This window comes from Kitasatospora sp. SolWspMP-SS2h (assembly GCF_003259315.1).
In the GTDB taxonomy this organism is placed as follows: Bacteria; Actinomycetota; Actinomycetes; order Streptomycetales; family Streptomycetaceae; genus Kitasatospora; species Kitasatospora fiedleri.
On the sequence record NZ_QLLT01000002.1, the window covers coordinates 395,358 to 413,947 of the forward strand.

17 protein-coding genes are annotated in these 18,590 nt (G+C 75.5%); 13 read left to right on the top strand and 4 right to left on the bottom strand.

Going from position 1 to position 18,590, the window contains the following annotated elements; all coding sequences use genetic code 11:
• Positions 1-38 precede the first annotated feature (38 nt).
• The 7 genes from K353_RS04020 (at position 39) to K353_RS04050 (ending at position 7,686) form a co-directional block, all read left to right on the top strand.
• A complete protein-coding gene (locus K353_RS04020) occupies positions 39-1,184 on the top strand; it encodes a DUF4037 domain-containing protein (RefSeq protein ID WP_111552142.1) in 1,146 nt (381 codons plus the stop codon).
• 311 nt (positions 1,185-1,495) lie between these two features.
• Positions 1,496-2,521, top strand: coding sequence for an MFS transporter (locus K353_RS04025; protein WP_199527979.1), 1,026 nt, complete (start codon positions 1,496-1,498; stop codon positions 2,519-2,521).
• A complete protein-coding gene (locus tag K353_RS04030) occupies positions 2,518-4,818 on the top strand; it encodes a molybdopterin oxidoreductase family protein (protein WP_111552144.1) in 2,301 nt (766 codons plus the stop codon). The genes K353_RS04025 and K353_RS04030 overlap by 4 nt, the downstream gene beginning before the upstream one ends.
• A gap of 5 nt (positions 4,819-4,823) precedes the next feature.
• Positions 4,824-5,441: a 4Fe-4S dicluster domain-containing protein gene (locus K353_RS04035; RefSeq protein ID WP_111552145.1), complete on the top strand. Its 618-nt coding sequence runs from the start codon at positions 4,824-4,826 to the stop codon at positions 5,439-5,441.
• Positions 5,438-6,130, top strand: a complete 693-nt coding sequence (locus K353_RS04040) for a ubiquinol-cytochrome c reductase iron-sulfur subunit (protein WP_111552146.1) — start codon at positions 5,438-5,440, stop codon at positions 6,128-6,130. Before K353_RS04035 ends, K353_RS04040 begins: the two co-directional genes overlap by 4 nt.
• Before the next feature lie 52 nt (positions 6,131-6,182).
• Positions 6,183-6,551, top strand: a complete 369-nt coding sequence (locus K353_RS04045) for a hypothetical protein (protein WP_111552147.1) — start codon at positions 6,183-6,185, stop codon at positions 6,549-6,551.
• A gap of 247 nt (positions 6,552-6,798) precedes the next feature.
• Positions 6,799-7,686: a hypothetical protein gene (locus tag K353_RS04050; protein WP_111552148.1), complete on the top strand. Its 888-nt coding sequence runs from the start codon at positions 6,799-6,801 to the stop codon at positions 7,684-7,686.
• Positions 7,687-7,735: 49 nt separating this feature from the next.
• Here the strand turns inward: K353_RS04050 and K353_RS04055 are convergent, their stop codons facing one another.
• A complete protein-coding gene (locus tag K353_RS04055) occupies positions 7,736-9,001 on the bottom strand; it encodes a threonine/serine exporter ThrE family protein (RefSeq protein WP_233533347.1) in 1,266 nt (421 codons plus the stop codon).
• Between the two features lie 151 nt (positions 9,002-9,152).
• Between K353_RS04055 and K353_RS04060 the strand changes: the two genes are divergently transcribed.
• The 3 genes from K353_RS04060 (at position 9,153) to K353_RS04070 (ending at position 14,171) form a co-directional block, all read left to right on the top strand.
• The gene (locus K353_RS04060) at positions 9,153-9,557 is read left to right on the top strand and encodes an SHOCT domain-containing protein (protein ID WP_111552149.1); all 405 of its coding nucleotides are present in this window, start codon (positions 9,153-9,155) and stop codon (positions 9,555-9,557) included.
• Between the two features lie 97 nt (positions 9,558-9,654).
• Complete coding sequence (locus K353_RS04065) at positions 9,655-11,730, top strand: SpoIIE family protein phosphatase (RefSeq protein WP_111552150.1); 2,076 nt, start codon at positions 9,655-9,657, stop codon at positions 11,728-11,730.
• Positions 11,727-14,171: a SpoIIE family protein phosphatase gene (locus K353_RS04070; RefSeq protein ID WP_305000284.1), complete on the top strand. Its 2,445-nt coding sequence runs from the start codon at positions 11,727-11,729 to the stop codon at positions 14,169-14,171. Before K353_RS04065 ends, K353_RS04070 begins: the two co-directional genes overlap by 4 nt.
• Before the next feature lie 154 nt (positions 14,172-14,325).
• Here K353_RS04070 and K353_RS04075 read toward each other — a convergent pair whose 3' ends face one another.
• Complete coding sequence (locus K353_RS04075; RefSeq protein WP_111552151.1) at positions 14,326-15,330, bottom strand: aldo/keto reductase family protein; 1,005 nt, start codon at positions 15,328-15,330, stop codon at positions 14,326-14,328.
• A 214-nt stretch (positions 15,331-15,544) separates the two neighbouring features.
• Here K353_RS04075 and K353_RS35180 point away from each other — a divergent pair, with 214 nt between their 5' ends.
• The 3 genes from K353_RS35180 to K353_RS04085 all read left to right on the top strand — a co-directional run bounded on the left by K353_RS35180 (position 15,545) and on the right by K353_RS04085 (position 16,998).
• Entirely contained in the window at positions 15,545-16,000 is a 456-nt protein-coding gene (locus tag K353_RS35180) for a hypothetical protein (protein WP_233533359.1), read from the top strand.
• Complete coding sequence (locus K353_RS35185) at positions 15,985-16,587, top strand: hypothetical protein (protein ID WP_233533360.1); 603 nt, start codon at positions 15,985-15,987, stop codon at positions 16,585-16,587. The genes K353_RS35180 and K353_RS35185 overlap by 16 nt, the downstream gene beginning before the upstream one ends.
• A gap of 69 nt (positions 16,588-16,656) precedes the next feature.
• Positions 16,657-16,998, top strand: a complete 342-nt coding sequence (locus K353_RS04085) for a DUF5713 family protein (RefSeq protein ID WP_111552152.1) — start codon at positions 16,657-16,659, stop codon at positions 16,996-16,998.
• Between the two features lie 19 nt (positions 16,999-17,017).
• Here K353_RS04085 and K353_RS04090 read toward each other — a convergent pair whose 3' ends face one another.
• Together K353_RS04090 and K353_RS04095 are read right to left on the bottom strand one after the other, a co-directional pair.
• Positions 17,018-17,854 carry a class I SAM-dependent methyltransferase gene (locus K353_RS04090; RefSeq protein ID WP_111552153.1) on the bottom strand — a complete coding sequence of 279 codons (837 nt, stop codon included), beginning with the start codon at positions 17,852-17,854 and terminating at the stop codon, positions 17,018-17,020.
• Positions 17,855-17,996: 142 nt separating this feature from the next.
• Positions 17,997-18,590: electron transfer flavoprotein subunit alpha/FixB family protein (locus tag K353_RS04095; RefSeq protein ID WP_146616388.1), on the bottom strand; the 594-nt coding region annotated here is incomplete at its 5' end.

The following is an 18,590-nucleotide window of genomic DNA, read 5'->3' on the forward strand; positions in this document are numbered from 1 at the left end:
GCTGGACCCGCCCGTCCCCCGCCGCCACAGTGGGCCGCATGACCGCACCCACCCCACCGGACCCGCCCTTCGTCCCCGGCCTCGACCTCGCCCGGGCCCTGTACGAGGAGGTGGTCCGCCCGATCCTGGCGCAGACCCGTCCGGGCCTGTGCCACGCGGCGGCCCTGATCGGCGCCGGCTCCGAGGTGCTCGGCCTCGACACCGCGCGCTCCGCCGATCACGACTGGGGCCCGCGCCTGCAACTCTTCCTCGCCCCGGACGACGCCCGCCGCCACGGCCCCGACCTGCACCGGCTGTTCGCCGAGCGCCTCCCCGCGCAGGTCCGCGGCTGGTCCACCCACTACCGCCGCACCGGCGACCCGCACGACCCGGTCAGCCACCTGGCGCCCGCGGACGGGCCGGTCGACCACCGCGTCACCGTCCACGACCTGCCCGGCTGGCTCGCCGACCGCCTCGGCCCGCCCGCCGCGGCCTGGGCCGACGCCGCGCCGTCCGCCGCCGGACCGTCCGCCACCGACTGGCTGGCCCTCCCGCAGCAGCGGCTCGCCGAGGTCACCGGCGGGGCCGTCCTGCACGACGGCCCCGGCACCCTGACCGCCGCCCGCGCGCGCCTGCGCTGGTACCCCGACCAGGTGTGGCGGTACCTGCTGGCCTGCCAGTGGCAGCGCCTCGCCCAGGAGGAGGCGTTCGTCGGCCGCTGCGCCGAGACCGGCGACGAGCTCGGCGCGGCCGTGACCACCGCCCGCCTGGTCCGCGACCTGATGCGGCTCACCTTCCTGATGAGCCGCCGCTACGCCCCGTACGGCAAGTGGCTCGGCAGCGCCTTCGCCCGCCTCGACGCCGCCCCCGCCCTCGCACCCGCCCTGCGGGCCGCCCTCGCCGCCCCCGACCCGGCCGCCCGCGAACACCACCTGTGCGACGCGTACGAGGCCGCGGCCCGCCTGCACGACGCGCTCGCCCTGACCGAGCCGCTCGACCCGTCCCGCCGCCGCTACCACGGCCGCCCCTACCTGGTCCTGCACGCCGACCGCTTCGCCCGGGCCCTCCAGCGGACCGTCACCGAACCGGAGTTGCGCCACCGCCCGCTCACCGGCTCGGTGGACCAGTGGGCCGACAGCACCGACCTGCTCGCCCACCCGGACGCCGTCCGCGCCACCGTCACCGCCCTCGGCCCGAGCGACTGACGCCCCGGCCCCTCGCGGTCCGCCCCCCCGCAGCTCGCCACCCGTCGCCCGCCCACCCCGCCCACCCCGCTCACCCGTCCGGCGCAGCGACGCGCCGTTGGCGGTGCGGTCGACGGGCCCCGGGCGGGGCTGATCGCTAGCGTCCGGCGGAGAGCAGGCCAGACCGAGTGGGCCGTCGAACGCTGAGGAGAGTGCGCGTGGCCGGAACAGCGCCGCCCGCGGAGGGCAGACCGACCGGGGGAGGTCCGGGCGGGAGCGGTCTCGGTCCGGGCGGCGTCGAGCCGGTCGCGCCGTCGCCCGGCTCGACGACGGTGGTGCGCGCCTCGGTGATCGCCGCCGCGGCCGGCGTGCTGCTGGTGGTGGCGATCGTGCTGGGCAGCCGGGGCCTGCGGGACTTCGACTCGGCGCTGGTGCCGTACGCGGTGGCGTCGGTGTTCCTGACCTTCGGCGTCGTGTACCGCTACGTGGTGTGGGTCTCCGCGCCGGCCGCCCGCCGGCTCTTCGTGCAGGGCTGGAAGGCCGCGCTGTCCTGGGAGAACCTCAAGCGCTCGCCCGCTGCGCTGCCGCGGATGATCGCCACCTACCTGGGCTTCCAGAAGTTCCTCGGCGCCCGCTCGCACGCCCGCTGGGCCGCGCACCAACTGATCTTCTGGGGCTGCCTGCTGGCCGCGGCGATCACCTTCCCGCTGACCTGGGGCTGGTTCACCTTCACCTCCGCCAGCGCGGCCGGCCCGGGCTACGAGATGCGGCTGTGGGGCGTGAAGCTGTTCGGCTTCGACTCCGGCAGCTTCCTCGGCTGGGCGCTCTACCACGGCCTGGACCTGGCCGCCGTGATGGTGATCGGCGGCGCCGGCTACTTCCTGTGGCGGCGGATGCGCGACCGGGCCGCGACCACCGGCCAGCGCTTCGGCTACGACTTCCTGCCGCTGCTCGCGCTGATCACCATCTCGGTCACCGGCCTGCTGCTGACCTTCTCGGAGATGTTCCTGCACGGCGGCGGCTACGAGTTCCTGGCGATCCTGCACATGGCCTCGGTCGTGCTGACCCTGGTCTACCTGCCGTTCGGCAAGTTCTTCCACATCGTGCAGCGCCCGGCCGCGGTCGGCATGCAGCTGTTCAAGTACACGGCGCGGCGCAAGGGTCCGGACGCCCAGGAGTTGCAGGCGTGCCGGCGCTGCGGGCAGCCGATCGACACCGTCGCGGCGGTGGACAACCTGCGCGCCACGATGCGCGACCTGCGCCTGGGCTTCGACGAGTGGGCCGAGTACTGCCCCCGTTGCAAGCGGGTGCTGCGCGGCAACGCCTACCTGTCGAACGTCAAGCGGGGGTTCAAGTGAGCACCGAGCACGTCCCGTTGGACCCGAGCGTCGCCCCGCTGGGGACGCGCGCCTTCCGCGACGCGGGCGGCCTGCCCGCCGCCGCCTGGCGGGCCGACCAGACCGAGCAGACCCTCGTCCCCACGCACTGCTGCTTCTGCGGCATCCAGTGCGGCATGTACCTGCGGGTGGACGGCCACGGCAAGGTGTTCGGGGTGGAGCCGCGCAACCACGACATCAACCGGATGCGCCTGTGCCCCAAGGGGATCAACGCCTACCAGCAGGTCAACCACCCGGACCGGCTGACCGCGCCGCTGGTGCGCCGCAGCCGCGACGAGGAGTTCCGGGAGGCGAGCTGGGAGGAGGCGCTGGACTTCACCGTCGCCGAGATCCGCCGCCTCCAGGCCGCGCACGGCCGGGACGCGTTCGGGATGCTCGGCGGGGCCAGCCTGTTCTCCGAGAAGACCTACCTGGTGGGCAAGTTCGCCCGGGTCGCGCTCAAGACCCGGCACGTGGACTACAACGGCCGGCTGTGCATGGTGAGCGCGGCGGGCGCCAACAAGCTGGCCTTCGGCATCGACCGGGCGGGCAACCCGTTCTCCGACATGCTGCAGACCGACTGCCTGCTGATCGCCGGGGCGAACGTCGGCGAGTGCTTCCCGGTGCTGACCCAGTACGTCTGGGGGGCCCGCGACCGGGGCGCCACCCTGATCGTGGTCGACCCCCGGGAGACGGCGGTCGCCCGCACCGCGGACGTCCACGTCGCGCTCAAGTCCGGTACGGACGCGGCGTTCTTCAACGCCGTGCTGCACGTGATCGTCGCGGAGGGCCTGACCGACGAGGCGTTCCTGGCCGAGCACGCCACCGGCTGGGAGGAGGTCAAGGCCACCGTCGCGGCGTACCCGCCCGACCGGGCGGCCGAGATCTGCGGCGTCCCCGCGGAGCAGATCGTCCAGGTGGCGCGGATGTTCGGGCGCGCGGAGCGGGCGATGGCCTGCCACGCGCGCGGCATCGAGCACCACACCCAGGGCGTGGAGAACTGCCTGACCGTCATCAACCTGTGCACCGCGACCGGCAACCTGGGCCGCCCGGGCGCCGGTTACGGCACCCTCACCGGCCAGGGCAACGGCCAGGGCGGCCGCGAGCACGGCCAGAAGTCCGACCTGCTGCCCGGCGGCCGCTCCATCAACGACCCGGTGCACCGCCGGCAGATCGCCGCGATCTGGGGCATCGAGGAGTCCGAACTCCCGCAGGCCGGCACCTCGATGATGGAGATGGTCTGGCAGATGCAGCGCGGCGAGATCCGCGGCCTGATCGGCGTCTGCAACAACCCCTTCGTCTCGCTGCCCAACTACGCGGTGGTGAAGGACGGGTTCGACCGGCTGGAGTTCCACGCCCAGTTCGACTTCTTCCTCTCCGAGACCGCCGCCAACGCGCACGTGGTCTTCCCGGTCACCACCTGGGCCGAGGACGAGGGCGTGATGGCCAACGCCGAGGCCCGGGTGGTCAAGCACAACAAGGCGCAGGAGCCGCCCCCGGGCGTGCGCACCGACACCTGGGTGCTGTGCGAGATCGCCCGACGGCTCGGCGAGGGAAGCAAGTTCGCCTTCGAGGGCTCCCGGGACGTCTTCGACGAGCTGCGCCGCGCCTCGGCCGGCACGGTGATCGACTACTACGGCATCACGTACGAGCGCCTGGAGGCCACCGGCGGCATCGCCTGGCCCTGCCCGAGCCTCGAACACCCGGGCACGCCACGGCTGTTCGAGGACGGCCGGACGTACCACCCGGACGGCAAGGTGCACCTCCAGGCGGTGGAGTGGCACCCGCCGGCCGACCCGTTCAGCGACGAGTTCCCGATGCGGCTGACCACCGGGCGCACCGTGGCGCACTTCCTGTCCGGCAACCAGACCCGGCGCCTGGGCGGCCTGGTCGAGCAGACGCCCCGGCCGTGGGTGGAGGTCCACCCCTCGCACGGGTTCCGCAACGGGGAGCCGGTGCGGGTGGTGACCCGGCGCGGCAGCGAGGTGCTGCCCGCGCTGGTGACCGAGGCGATCCGCCCCGACCACGTCTTCGTGCCCTACCACTGGCCCTATCCGACGGCGGCGAACGTGCTGACCGTCGACGCGCTGGACCCGCGCTCGAAGATCCCCGAGTACAAGGTGTGCGCGGTGCGGATCGAACGGGCCGAGCGGATCGACCCGGTGCCCGCGCCGCCGGTGCCGCCGGGCCGCGAACCGTACCCCGAGACCCAGGTCTCCCGCACCGACCCGCTGCCGCCGACCGCGCCGCAGGGCCGCGGCACCGCCGAGAGGGGCTGACCGAGATGCTCGGACGCACCATCTTCATCGACCCGGGCCGCTGCATCGGCTGCCAGGCGTGCGTGTCGGCCTGCCGCGAGTGCGACTCGCACCGCGGCAAGTCGATGATCCACCTGGACTACCCGGACGAGGGCCACACCGTCGCCGCGCTGCCGACCGTGTGCATGCACTGCGAGGACCCGGTCGCGCCGTGCGCCGAGGTCTGCCCGGCCGAGGCGATCCTGATCACCGCCGACGGCGTGGTGCAGGAGGCCGACCCGACCCGCTGCATCGGCTGCGCGAACTGCGTCAACGCCTGCCCGTTCGGCGTGCCCAAGATCGACCTGGAGGCCAAGCTCCAGATGAAGTGCAACCTCTGCTACGACCGCACCTCCTACGGCCTGGCGCCGATGTGCGCCACGGTCTGCCCCACCGGCGCCCTGTTCTACGGCACCGTCGAGGAGTTGCAGGCCGAGCGGCCCGGCGTGGACGTCTCCACGATGTTCGCGTTCGGCGACACCGTGGTCTCCACCGGCGTGGCCATGGTGGTGCCGGGGGAGCGGCGGGCCCCCGTCCCCGGCGGCATGCTCAACCTGATCGAGGTCAACGGGCGCCCCACGCCCGGGAACGGAGCGAGGGCGTGACCGGCCCCGGCAACTCCCCCGAGCCGTACGGCTCCGGCAACTCCCCCGAGCCGCACGGCTCCGGGGGCTCCACGGACCCCTACGGCGCCGCCGACCCCGACGGCCTCCGGGCCGAACGGGCCGCGCTCAAGGACCGGATCAGCGCCGACTCGCTGACCACCCGGCGCGACTACCTGCGGATCGTCGCCACCGTCTCCGGCGGCCTGGCGGTCGGCTCCACCGTCGTCTCGGCCGGCGTGCTGCACCGCCACGGGGACGGCGCCGCCGCCCCGCTGAAGGTCGCCGACCGGCTGGAGCGCGGCGAGGCGGTGAGCTTCGACTACCCCGGCGAGGACGACCGGGCGATGGCGATCCGGCTGCCCGACGGCACCCTGGTCGGCTACTCCACGGTCTGCACCCACCTGGCCTGCGGGGTGCTCTGGCGGCGCGACCACGGCAGTGACGGAGACCTCTACTGCCCGTGCCACGAAGGGCAGTTCGACTCCCGCACCGGCGAGGTCACCGGCGGCCCGCCGCCCCGCCCGCTGCCCAAGGTGGTGGTGGTCGAGGACGCCCAGGGCGCGGTGTGGGCGATCGGCACCGCCCGCTCCGGCGAGGACGAGGAGGCCGGCCTGTGCCGCGGCCTGACCGAGCGCAACCCGGCCCTCACCGAGGCGGCCGGCTGCGCGAACCGCAAGAGCGGCCGATGACCGCCGCCCGGAGTAATCTGACGGACCGTCAACCAGCCTGTGGAGGTGCGGGATGAGCGTCCCCGAAGGCCACTACCCGGAGGGCTACCACCCCGGCAGCGACGAGCCGCGGCTCAACCGGCCCGTCCGCGAACGGTACCCGCAGATCCGGTCCACCTCCGGCTACGCCGACCCCCGGGTCTCCGCGACCGGCCCCGGCCCCGGCGCGGGCACCGACCAGCAGCCCGAGCGCTCGGCGATCCTGTCCGCCCGGCTGGCGCTGGCCGTCACCATCGTGGTCGGCCAGCTGTGGGCGTTGAGCACCGCCACCAACGCCTGGATGCGCGGCGAGACGGCCACCGCCTGGTGGTGCACCGGGTTCAGCGCCGCGTCCTTCCTGGTCGTCCTGCTCGCCTGGCGGATCGCGCCCAACGACCGCTGACCGCACCGGCGTTGCGGGCGGTCACGATTCACCACCGCCCGCCCCGCCCGCGTTCCCCAACCGCCCGCCGCCCCGTACGCTGTCCCCCTGGCCGCGCGGGCGGCCGGGCCGCCGGGCCTCCGACGCCGCGCGCCGATCCGACCAGATCGACCGGACCGGGCCTGACGGGACACACCGCGGGGTGGCCGGCCGACGAGCCGGCACCCGCCGGGTCGCGCGCCGTGCGGGCGCGGGAAGGGCACAGCGCATGACGGAGCACCCCACCACCGGAACGGTCCAGCCCAGGCCGTTCCCCGATCGGCAGGCCGTGCTCCGCGCGGCCGTCCTGGTCCCCGTCACGGTCTCCCACATGCACGAGGCCCACCCGCACGGCCCGCTCACCCTCGCCGCCACCGCGCCCGTCGGCGCGCACACCGGCGGCCTGGACTGGGACGGGCGGCGGCTGGTCCACCACCCCGAACCCGCCCGGGTGGTCGGCGCCCGGATCGAGGTCCTCACCGTCGGCGACCACCACCTCGGGCACGCCGTCGCGGGCCCCGGCGGCGAGCTCCACTGGCCGCAGTGGGCCCGCCTCGGCGACACCCCCGTCCACTGGCACGGCCGACCCGACCTGCTCGCCGAGGGCGGCGCCCACCCCTGCCGGCTCCACCTCACCGGCGAACAGCGCGCCCTGCTCGTCCAGGCCGAGGGCGAGCACGGCCTCGACTTCAACGAGGCACTGCTGCGCGTCACCCGCCCGCTCGCCGAAGCACTCGACCTGCTCCCGCCCGACCTGCGCCGCACCGAGGCCGTCGACCGCCTGGTCGCCCTGCTGACCGACCGCGGCGCCCGCTACCTCGTCCCCGCCGACCCGTACCACCTGCCCGGCTGGGAGGCGCACCTCCACCACGCCTACCTGGCCCTCGACGCGCAGGCCCGCGCCCACCGCGACGAACGGCCCACGCCCGCCACCGCCGCCCACCGCCCGGTCCGCTACGACGCCCTGGTGCGGCCCGGCGAGGACGGCCGGCCGGAGATCGTGCTGACGCCCGTGCTGCGCAAGAGCGGCCAGTGGCTGCCCGCGATGGACCCGGCCGCGCTCGACCTGCCCTGCCACGGCAGCGGGACGGACCGCGGGCTCGCGGCGGCCGGGTAGCCGGACGGTCCGAGGGCGGGGGAACGGGCCGGGGCCCGGGCCGGCCGGCTCAGGGCAGCGGCTGCGGGCGCTCGGCGAGTACCGCGCCGAGCAGCAAGCCGACGGCGATCGCCACCACCGTGGTGACCATCGACAGCAGGTCGTGGAAGCCCCGCACGGGATGGCCGCCGGCCAGGCTGGTCAGGCCGCGCATGCCCAGCGAGCCGACCGTCAGGGTGAAGAACCCGGGCAGCGCCAGCAGCAGCCGCGGCGGCCGGTCCGGCCGGTGCGCCACCGCCGTGGCCAGCGCCCCCAGCGCCACGGCGGCCACGAACGTCCCGCCCACCTCGCCGACCAGCTTCGTCGCCCCCGACTGCACCGCCACCGTCAGGTACACCGTGCCCAGCAGGACCGGCAGCAGCCGCCACGGCGCCGCGAACGCCAGCACCGTGCCGACGGTGAACACCACCCAGGACAGGAACACCGCCCAGCGCGGCAGGTCGGCGCGGGCCGCCACGTCGAACAGCGCCGAGGTGTCCCTGCCGGTCGCGTACACGCCGAGCATCACGCCCAGGTACAGCTGCAGCAGCAGGAACACCGCGTACACCAGGCGCACCGCGCCCGTGGTGAGGAACCCGGCGGCCAGCTCGGCGGCGGCGGCCGACAGCAGGTCGCCGGGGACGAAGTAGAACAGCGCCGGGAGCATCAGCAGCACCGCCCCGCCGTGCGCCGGGGTCCGGGCGAACACCTCCAGCACCAGCACCGACACGGCCGCCGCCGCGACCAGCGGCAGCACCCGCGACAGCCGCGGCCACCGCCCCGCCGCCACCGCCAGCACCGCCGTGACCAGGCCCAGCAGCGCACTGCTGCCGATCTCGTACCAGGTCGGCTGCATCAGCGGTGCGAAGCCCACCGTGAACAGCGCGATCCCCAGGCCCCTGAGCCACCACGGGTACGGGGCGGGCGCGCCGTCGATCGCCGCCAGCCCCCGCTCGGCCTCCGCGAGGGGGGTGCGGCCCAGGGCGGCCCGGTGCGCCCACGGCTTGAGCGCGGCGACCCTGTCGAGCCGGGCGACGTCCGGGAAGGCCCGCACCGCGACCGTCGAGCTGCGGCCGTCCAGCGACACGGTCAGCGTCGCGCCGTCCGGCACCAGCACCATCGCGCTCCGGGCGCCGAAACCCGCCGCGACCCGCGCCACCGTCCGCTCGACCTCCGAGGCGCCCTCGCCGCTCGCCGCCAGCAGCATCCGGGTCAGCCGCTCCAGCAGCGCCGTCAAGCGCTCCAGCGGCACCCCGCCGCCGTCCGGCCCCGTGCGCACCGCCCGCCCGCCGTCCATCCGCGCCTCCCGCGCCCGCCGCGGCGCCGGACCCGGCACCCGCTCACATCCTCGCCCGGCCCGCGGCGGGCTGCGCGGCGGCCGGCCGCCGACGTGCGGTGCCCGAAATGTGGTGATACCACTCGTAGGACCTGTGGAAGGGAGCCAGTCGATGGACGACTACCCGGCGCTCAACCTGTTCTGGACCATGCTGTGGCTGTTCCTGTGGATCCTGTGGTTCTTCCTGATGTTCAAGGTGCTGACCGACATCTTCCGCAGCCACGACATGGGCGGCTGGGCCAAGGCCGCCTGGACGATCTTCGTGATCGTGCTGCCCTACCTCGGCGTCCTGGTCTACCTGATCGTCCGCGGCCAGGGCATGGGCCACCGCGACCGGGCGGTCGCCGCCCAGGCCGAGGGACAGTTCCAGGACTACATCAGGAAGGCCGCCGGGACCGAGGGCCGGGACACCGGACCGCGGCACGTCGACGAACTCGCCCGGCTCGCCGACCTGAAGGACAGCGGCGCCATCTCCGAGGAGGAGTTCCGGGCCGCGAAGCAGAGACTGCTCGCCTGAACACCGACGGCTGACGGGACCGCCCGGCCGGGCCGGAGAACGGACCGGACCGGTCCGGACGAACCCGCCGAGCGGCGGACGGGAGGAGGACCACGGCGTGCCGGAACCGCAGCTGACGCCCGAGGTGTTCGACCGCGCCGTCGTCGCGATCGCCCTGACCGCCGGCCCCGAGCACCGGATGGTCTACTACAACGACGCCTTCCGCGAACTGTTCGGCGACCGCCCGCTCGGCGCACCCGCCCGCGAAGCCTTCACCGAACCCGGCAGCGAGCGCTTCCTCGCCACCCTGGACGCCGTCCTCGCCGACGGCACCGCCCGGCAGGTCACCGCCCACCGCACCCTCGGCTGCCCCACCGACGGACCCGCCCACCGCCACTTCGTCTACTCCTGCTCGCCCGCCGCCACCCGGTACGGCCCCGGCATCCTCGCCGCCGCCATCGACACCACCGCCGAACTGCACTCCGCCCTCGAAGCCGAACGCCAGTCCGCCGAACGCCTGGAGGCCCTGCGGCGCTACGAGGCGCTGATGGCCGCCGCCGCCCAGATGGTCTGGGTCGCCCGCACCGACGGCACCGCCAGCGAACTCATGCCCGGCTGGGAGGAGATCACCGGCCAGCCCTTCCCCGAAGCCGCCGCCGACGACGGCTGGCTCGACGTCGTCCACCCCCAGGACCGCGCCGACACCGCCGCCCGCTGGGCCGCCGCCGCCCGCGAGCTGCCCCACGTCTTCGACCACACCTTCCGGGTCCGCAGCGCCGCCGGCGGCTACCGGCACGTCCGCTCCCGCGCCGTCCCCGTCCCGCACGAGAACAGCGGCACCGAGTGGATCGGCACCACCCGCGACATCGAGGACCACTGGCGCGGACGCCTGCGCGAACGGCTGCTCGCCCGGGCCGGCGCCGTCACCGAGGCCGAACGCGCCGAGGACGCCTTCGCGGCCCTCGCCGCCACCCTCGTCCCCGACCTCACCGACGTGTGCGCCGTCTACCTGCTGCCCGCACCCGACGCCGCCGGCGAGGAGATCGTCGCCACCCGGATCGCCTCCGTCGCCCGCCCCGGACTGCCCCCGCTGCCCCCGCTCAACCAGCAGACCTTCACCCTCGGCGCCCGGGCCCGCCAAGCCGTCACCGACCGCACCCCCGCCCTGCTCGACCTCACCGACGGCGCGGTCCCCGGCGGAGCCGTCCCCGAGATATCCGCCCGCTGGCTGTCCGCCGCCCGCGCCACCAGCCTCACCCTGCTGCCCATCGTCGTCGACGGCGCCGTCGTCGCCCTCGCCGCCACCGCAGGCTGCGAGGGCGCGCCCCCGCCCGGACCCGCCGACATCGACCTCCAGCACGAAGTCCTGCAACGCGCCCAGGCCCCGCTGCGCCAGGCCCTCGCCCTGCAACGCGCCCGGCACGCCGCCGTCGTCCTGCAACGCGCCCTGCTCACCACGCCGCCCCGGCTCGGCGGCGCCGCCGTCGCCGCCCGCTACCAGCCCGGCAGCCGCAACGCCGAGGTCGGCGGCGACTGGTACGACGCCTTCGCGCTGCCCGACGGCTCGTTCGCCGTCACCATCGGCGACGTGGCCGGCCACGACCTCGCCGCCGCCACCACCATGGGCCAGCTGCGCGCCATGCTGCGCTCCATCGCCTACACCCGCGGCCACGCCCACACCCCCGCCGACACCCTGCGCGAACTCGACACCGCCGCCGAGGGGTTGGGCGTCGGCAGCTTCGCCACCGCGGTGCACGCCCGGCTGGTGCGGCACGGCGCCGACGGCGGCTGGGAGATGGAGTGGGCCAACGCCGGACACCCGCCGCCCGTCCTCGTCCCGGTCGACGGACCGCCCCGGCTGCTGGCCGCCGAGGACGCCGACGTCCCGCTGTGCGTGGACCCGCGCCGGCCCCGGGTCACCCACCGGCACCCCGTCGGGCCCGGCGAGACCCTGCTGCTCTACACCGACGGCCTGGTCGAAGTCCCCGGCGAGCACCTGAACGACGGCCTCGCCCGGCTCTGCCGCACCGCCGCCGCGGCCCGCCACCGCCCGCTGGCCGACTTCTGCGACCACCTGGTCGCCCAGGTCGCCGACGTCCGCGACGACATCGCCGTGATCGCCTTCCGGCCCGACCGGCAGGCACGCGCGGCGGACGGCGCGAGCAGGGGCCCCGGCCGGGAGGGCGGCCGGTGAGCGACGGCGAGCAGGAGGAGCGGCGGGGGAACGGCGCGCGGGGCGGGGTGCGGAGGAACGGCGAGGAAGAGGAGCGGCGGGGGAACGGCGGGCAGGACGGGATGCGGAGGAACGGCGTGGACGGCCACCGGGACGACCGGCACAGCGACGGAGAGGGCGGCGGCGTGAGCGGACCGGCGGACGGCGCGGGCGGGGACGCGGTGCCCCGGCCCGCGGGCAGCGGCCAGGGCGACCACGTCGACGCGGCCCTGCTCGACGCGCTGTTCGCGCAGGCCCCGATCGGCCTCTACCTGCTCGACGACGACCTGCGGGTGATCCGCTACAACAGCGCCGCCCGCGGCGTGCGCGACATGGCGAGCACCGACATCGTCGGACACCGCCCCGCCGAGTTCGCCCCCGGCTTCGACCGCGTCGAACTGGAGGTGCTCGCCCGGCAGGCCCTCCAGGACGGCAGCTACGTCCGCGAACACCTGGTGCGCGGCCGGATGCCCGCCGACCCCGGACACGAGATGGTCGGCGCGGTCTCCCTCTTCCGGATCGTCTCCGACACCGGCCGCCGCTACCTGGTCGCCTCCGTCGAGGACGTCACCGAACGGCAGTGCGCCCTCGACCGGCTCGACATCCTGCACAGCGCGCACCGCCGCCTCGGCGTCTCCCTCGACGCCATCGGCTCCGCCCAGGAACTCGCCGAAGTCGCCGTCCCCCGCTTCGCCGACTCCGCCACCGTCGACCTGCTCGACGAACCACTGCGCGGACTGCCGCTGCGCCCCGGCCCGATCGACCCCGGCGCGCCACTGCGCCGGGCCGCCTACCGCTCGGTGCGCGGCACCGGCCCCGCCGGACCCTCGGCGGGCCCCGTCCCGCACGGCGCACTGTCCACGTACGGGGCGCCGACCCCGTACAGCCGGACCCTGGAGGACGGGCGGGCCCGGCTGATCCGCGGGCTGGGCGGGGAGGAGGAGTGGCTGGCCGCCGACCCCGAGCGGGGGCGGCGGCTGACCGGGCTCGGCGTGCACTCGATGATCGTCGCGCCGCTGGTGGTGCACGACGCCGTCCTGGGCGTGCTGGCGCTGTACCGGCACCGGCGGCCCGAACCCTTCGACCAGGACGACCTGGAACTGGCCGTCGAACTGGCCTCGCGCGGCGCGGTCGCCATCGACAAGGCCCGCAGCTACGCCCGGGAACGGTCGATCGCCACCACGCTGCAACGCCAACTGCTGCCCCGCGAACCGGTGGAGCTCAGCGCCGTGCGCAGCGCCCACGTCTACCTGCCGGGCGTGGTCGGCCCGGGCGGGGACTGGTACGACGTGGTGCCGCTGTCCGCCGCCCGGGTCGGCCTGGCGATCGGCTCGGTCACCGGCACCGGCATCGAGGCCGCCGCCCTGATGGGCCAGATCCGCACCGCGCTGCGCACGCTGGCAGTCCAGGACCTGCCGCCCGACGAACTGCTGGTCCGGCTGGACGACGCGGCCCGGGTGCTGACCGACGAGCAGCGCGGCAGCCTCCCGGCCGGCGCGAGCACCCTGCCGGACGGCCTGGCCTCCTGCCTGTACCTGGTCTACGACCCGATCGCCCGGACCTGCACGGCCGCCTCCGCCGGACACCCCGGGCCGGTCGTGGTCGGCCCCGACGGCGTACCGGTGCCGTTCCCGGTCGAACCCGGGCTGCCGCTGGGCTGCGGCGACAACTGCTACGAGATGCGCGCCGCGGAACTGCCGGTCGGCAGCGTCCTGGCGCTGTACACCAACGGGCTGATGTCCGGCCCGCCGCGGCGCAGCGCGGAGCGCGGCGGCCTGGACGAGACGCTGCCGGCCGGGCCGGGGGAGGGCCGGCGGGCGGTGCTGCAACGGGTGCTGGCCCGGGCAGGGGAGGAGGAACTGGCGCAGCTGTGCGACCAGGCGGTGTACGCGCTGCTGCCCGAGCGCCAGCGCGAGGACGCCGTGCTGCTGCTGGTGCGCACCCTGGAGCTGCCCGAGGACAAGGTCGCGGTGTGGACCCTGCCGGAGGACCCGGCGGTGGTGCGCACCGCCCGGCGACTGGCCGAACACCAGCTCGCCGCCTGGGGGTTGGAGGAGCTGGAGTTCGCCACCGGCCTGATCGTCAGCGAACTGGTGACCAACGCGATCCGGTACGGGAAGTCGCCGATCCGGCTGCGGCTGATCAACGACCGGGGCCTGATCTGCGAGGTGTCGGACAGCTCGGACAGCACCCCGCACCTGCGGCGCGCCAAGTCCACCGACGAGGGCGGCCGGGGGCTGTTCATCATCGGGCAGCTGGCGCAGCGCTGGGGGACCAGGTTCGCCCGGCACGGCAAGACCATCTGGGCGCAGCAGGAGGTGCCGGAGACGTCGGAGACGTCGGAGGTGCCGGGGGCGACGGGGGCGCCCGCGGCCCCGACACCTCCGGGGGTGCCGGGGCCGACGGAGGGCGGCGGGGAGTAGCGGGCCGCGGGCGGCCACCGGGGTGTCGCGGTGGCCGCCCGCGGGCGCGGTGCGCCGGTTGGGTTCAGGCGTTCGTGCGTTCAGGTGCCTGCGCGTTCAGGTACCCGTGCGTTCAGGCGTCCGTGCGTTCAGGCGCCCGGCGCGCCGGTGGGGCTCAGGGGCGGGCCTTGGGGGCGTTCTCCGCGGTCCGGGCCGGGTCGAACTCGGCGACCGGGGCCAGGATCTCGTCCATCCGGGCGAGCAGCGCAGGCTCCAGCTTCACGCCGGCGGCCTTGACGTTCTCGGTGACCTGCTCGGGCCGGGAGGCGCCGATGATCGCGGCCGAGACGTTCGGGTTCTGCAGCACCCAGGCGACGGCGAGCTGGGCGAGCGACAGCCCGGCCTCCGCGGCCAGCGGGTGCAGCAGCTGGACGCGCTCCAGGACCTCGGGCCGCAGCCAGCGGGAGACGAAGTTCGCGCCGCCCTTCTCGTCGGTGGCCCGGGAGCCCGCCGGCGGCTCCGCCCCGGGCTGGTACTTGCCGGTCAGCACGCCCTGCGCGATCGGCGACCAGACCACCTGGCCGATGCCCAACTCCTCGCAGGTGGGCACCACTTCACCCTCGATGACGCGCCACAGCGCGCTGTACTGCGGCTGGCTGGAGACCAGCGGGACGCGCAGCTCGCGGGCCAGCGCGTGACCGGCCCGGATCTGCTCGGCCGTCCACTCGGAGACGCCGATGTACAGCGCCTTGCCGGAGCGGACCACGTCGGCGAACGCCTCCATGGTCTCCTCCAGCGGGGTGGAGGGGTCGTAGCGGTGGGCCTGGTAGACGTCCACGTAGTCGGTCTGCAGGCGGCGCAGCGAGCCGTCGATCGACTCCAGGACGTGCTTGCGGCCCAGCCCCCGGTCGTTGCGGCCGGGGCCGGTCGGCCAGAACACCTTGGTGAGCACCTCCAGCCCCTCGCGGCGCTCGCCCTTGAGGGCCCGTCCGAGGACCGACTCGGCGCGGGTCTCGGCGTAGACGTCGGCGGTGTCGAAGGTGGTGATGCCCGCGTCGAGGGCGGCCCGGATGCAGGCGGCCGCGGTGTCCTCCTCGACCTGCGAGCCGTGGGTGAGCCAGTTCCCGTACGCGATCTCGCTGATGATCAGGCCGCTGCGGCCCAGGTGACGGAATTCCATGATCTGTACCGTACGTCAGCGGCGGCGGCGGCGTCGGCACCACCGCGGACGGGGCGGCGGAGTCGGTGCGCGGGGCGGCGGACGCGGGTGGCCGGCCGGGTCGGAGGTCGCCGGGCCCGGGCCTTTGGGCCCTACCGGGCGGGGCGGGGCGGGCGCAGGCTCAAGACACGACAAGCGTGCGACCCGACGAGGATGCGGCGAGGAGTGATCCGCGATGACCGAGCCGATGGCGGGAACGGTGGACGGGGTGCTGGGCGGGCCGAGCCCGGCCGAACTGCGGGAACTGGTCGCCGCGGCCGGAGCCGCGCCCTCGCTGCACAACACGCAGCCGTGGCGGTTCCGGCCGACCGCGGACGGCCCCGGGGTGCTGGTGTTCGCCGACCCCGCCCGGGCGGTGCCGCTGGCCGACCCGGACGGGCGGGCGATGCTGCTGTCGGTCGGGGCGGCGCTGTTCAACCTGCGGGTAGCGGCCGCCCGACTCGGGCTGCCGGTCGAGGAGTTGGATTTGATGCCGGGCCGGACGGGCCGGACGAGCCGGTGGCGGTGGTGCGCTTCGGCCCGCGCGGCGCGCCCCAGGAGCCGTTCGAGTTGGCCGAGTTGGCCGGGGCGGTCGGCCAACGACACTCCAGCCGTGAGCCGTTCGGGAACCGGGACGTGCCCGAGGCGGTGATCGGCGAACTCATCGGGGCCGCCGCCGACGAGGACGCCGTGCTGGACGTGCTGGAGGAGTCCGGCGCGCGCCGGGTGCTGGCGCTGACCGCGGAGGCCGAGGCCCGGATCGCCGGGGACGCCGCCCGCCGGGCGGAGACGGGTGGTTGGCTGCGTGCGGAGCCCGCGGGCCGAGCTCCCGCGAGCGGCGCCGCGGACGGCATCCCGGAGCGGGCGCTCGGGCCGCAGGACCACGAAGCCCGGGTCCCCGTACGGAACTTCGCCGGGCGCGGGCCCGTGCACACGCAGCGCTTCGAGGCGCTGCCGCAGGTGGCGACCCTCGCCACCCGGGGCGACACGGCGGCGGACTGGCTGCGGGCCGGGCAGGCGCTGGAGCGGGTGTGGCTGGTGGCCACCGCCCGGGGGCTGCGGGTCTCGGTGCTCCACCAGGCCGTCGAACTCCCGGACACCCGCCGGCGGTTGTGCGACCCGGACAGCGGCTTCGGCACCGTCCAGGTGGTGCTGCGGGTCGGCTACGGCCCGCCCGGAGCGGCCACCCCGCGCCGGAGCGTCGACGACCTGCTGCGCGACCCGGCCGGGGACCGCTGACCGCCGGGGACTGTCAGTGGCCGGAGGCATCATCGGCCGGGAGGATTCCCCAGCGGACGGAGCGGCGGCGTGGCGATCACCAACGAGCGGATGGCGGGGTACGAGTTCCTGGGCCCGATGCGCGGGGACGGGTACTACCCGGCGCACCTGGTGGCCAAGGGCGGCGACATCCTGCACGCGCTGTGCGAGCGGATCGAGGGCCGACCGCCGCGCGGGCTCGACGAGTTGTACGAGCTGACGCACGCCGCGACGGAGCAGTTCAACCTGCTGGCGGAGGAGTTCCACCAGGCCGGCAGCGAGATCGAGACCGTCGCGCGCGAGGCGATCGCCGCGGACTTCGACCACCTCGCCCGGGCGTACGGCTTCCCGGAGGCCGACCTGGAGGAGCTGGTCGACCCCCGCGAGTGGTAAGGCAGCAGGTCGGCGCGGTTCAGCGGACGGCGGAGGCCAGCAGGGCGCGGTGCGGAAGCAGCAGGGCGTCCAGGGCCGCCGGACCGGTGCGGTACTCCTCGGCGAGCCGCTCGTAGTGGCGGCGGGCCGCGTCCCGGACGGCGGGCGGCTGGGCGAGCAGGGTCAGCCCGATAGTGGCGACACCGGCCGCCGGGCCGCTCCACCACTCGTCCAGGGTGGTGGCGTGGTCGAAGTCGACGGTGCGGCCGTGGGCGTCGCGCAGTCCGGCGCCGGTGAGCAGCCCGGCCAGGCCGTCCGGGGTGCGGTCGAAGTCGTCGGCCGGGTCGAGCGGCCCGAGGTGCGCCGGGCGGGCCGCGCCGGCCGCCTGCAGGGCGCGCGGGATCAGCGTCTGGCCCGGGGCCGGGCTGCCCGACCAGATCGTCAGGGCGAGCCGCCCGCCCGGGCGCAGCACGCGCCGCAGTTCGGCGAGCGCGAGCAGCGGCCGACCGACGTGGTTGAGCACGAAGTTGGCCACCACCGCGTCGAACTCGCCGTCCGTGAAGGATAGTTCGGGGAGGGTGGCGAGTTCGACCCGGGCCTGCGGAACGTCGCGGCGGACGAGTGCGAGCATGCTCGGTTCGGCGTCGACGGCGGTGACCAGGGCGCCACGGGCCACCGCCGCCGCGGCGGCGGTGCCCGGCCCCGTCCCAACATCCAGCACCCGGTCCCGCGCGGACACGCCCGCCGCGTCGAGGAGCCGCTCCACGGGGCGGGCGCAGAGCCGGCCGAACGAGGCGGCGTAGACGGCGCCGTGCCCGGCCCAGGCGGTGCGCTCGTTGGCGTCGAAAGTGGTGGCCGGCGGTGCGGTCTGCGGCATGGGTCCCCCTCGTTCCGGTGGTGGGCGGACGATCATAGTCGGCCGGGGCCGGGGGCCGGCCCGTCGTGGGCGGCGGGGAACGCCGAAGGGCGCGACCGGAGTGGTCGCGCCCTTCGGGCTGAGCGAGGTGGACGACGGGGCGTCAGCCCGTCTTGACCTGGTCGGTGAGTTGGGGGAGGACGGTGAAGAGGTCTCCGATGACGCCGTAGTCGACGAGTTCGAAGATGGGGGCTTCGGGGTCCTTGTTGACGGCGACGATGGTCTTGCTGGTCTGCATGCCGGCGCGGTGCTGGATGGCGCCGGAGATGCCGGCGGCGACGTAGAGCTGGGGGGAGACCTGCTTGCCGGTCTGGCCGACCTGGCTGCTGTGGGGGTACCAGCCGGCGTCGACGGCGGCGCGGGAGGCGCCGACGGCGGCGCCGAGGGCGTCGGCGAGGTCCTCGACGACGGAGAAGCCGTCGGCGGCGCCGACGCCGCGGCCGCCGGAGACGACGATGGCGGCCTCGGTGAGTTCGGGGCGGCCGGTGGAGACGCGGGGGGTGCGGGAGGTGACGGTGGCGGCGTTGCCGCTCAGGGCGACGGTGACGTCCTGGAGGGTGCCGGCGGCGGGGGCGGGTTCGGGGGCGGCGCTGTTGGGCTTGACGGTGATGACGGGGGCGCCGGTGGTGACGGTGGACTTGACCTGGAAGGAGGCGGCGAACACCGACTGGGTGGCGACGGGGCCGCCGGTGCCCTG

Bases quoted from the DNA above. Each gene is read 5' to 3' on its own strand.
- K353_RS04020 (WP_111552142.1), top strand. From the start codon at position 39: ATGACCGCACCCACCCCACCGGACCCGCCCTTCGTCCCCGGCCTCGAC.
- K353_RS04035 (WP_111552145.1), top strand. From the start codon at position 4,824: ATGCTCGGACGCACCATCTTCATCGACCCGGGCCGCTGCATCGGCTGC.
- K353_RS04045 (WP_111552147.1), top strand. From the start codon at position 6,183: ATGAGCGTCCCCGAAGGCCACTACCCGGAGGGCTACCACCCCGGCAGC.
- K353_RS04050 (WP_111552148.1), top strand. From the start codon at position 6,799: ATGACGGAGCACCCCACCACCGGAACGGTCCAGCCCAGGCCGTTCCCC.
- K353_RS04055 (WP_233533347.1), bottom strand. From the start codon at position 9,001: ATGGACGGCGGGCGGGCGGTGCGCACGGGGCCGGACGGCGGCGGGGTG.
- K353_RS04060 (WP_111552149.1), top strand. From the start codon at position 9,153: ATGGACGACTACCCGGCGCTCAACCTGTTCTGGACCATGCTGTGGCTG.
- K353_RS04075 (WP_111552151.1), bottom strand. From the start codon at position 15,330: ATGGAATTCCGTCACCTGGGCCGCAGCGGCCTGATCATCAGCGAGATC.
- K353_RS35180 (WP_233533359.1), top strand. From the start codon at position 15,545: ATGACCGAGCCGATGGCGGGAACGGTGGACGGGGTGCTGGGCGGGCCG.
- K353_RS04090 (WP_111552153.1), bottom strand. From the start codon at position 17,854: ATGCCGCAGACCGCACCGCCGGCCACCACTTTCGACGCCAACGAGCGC.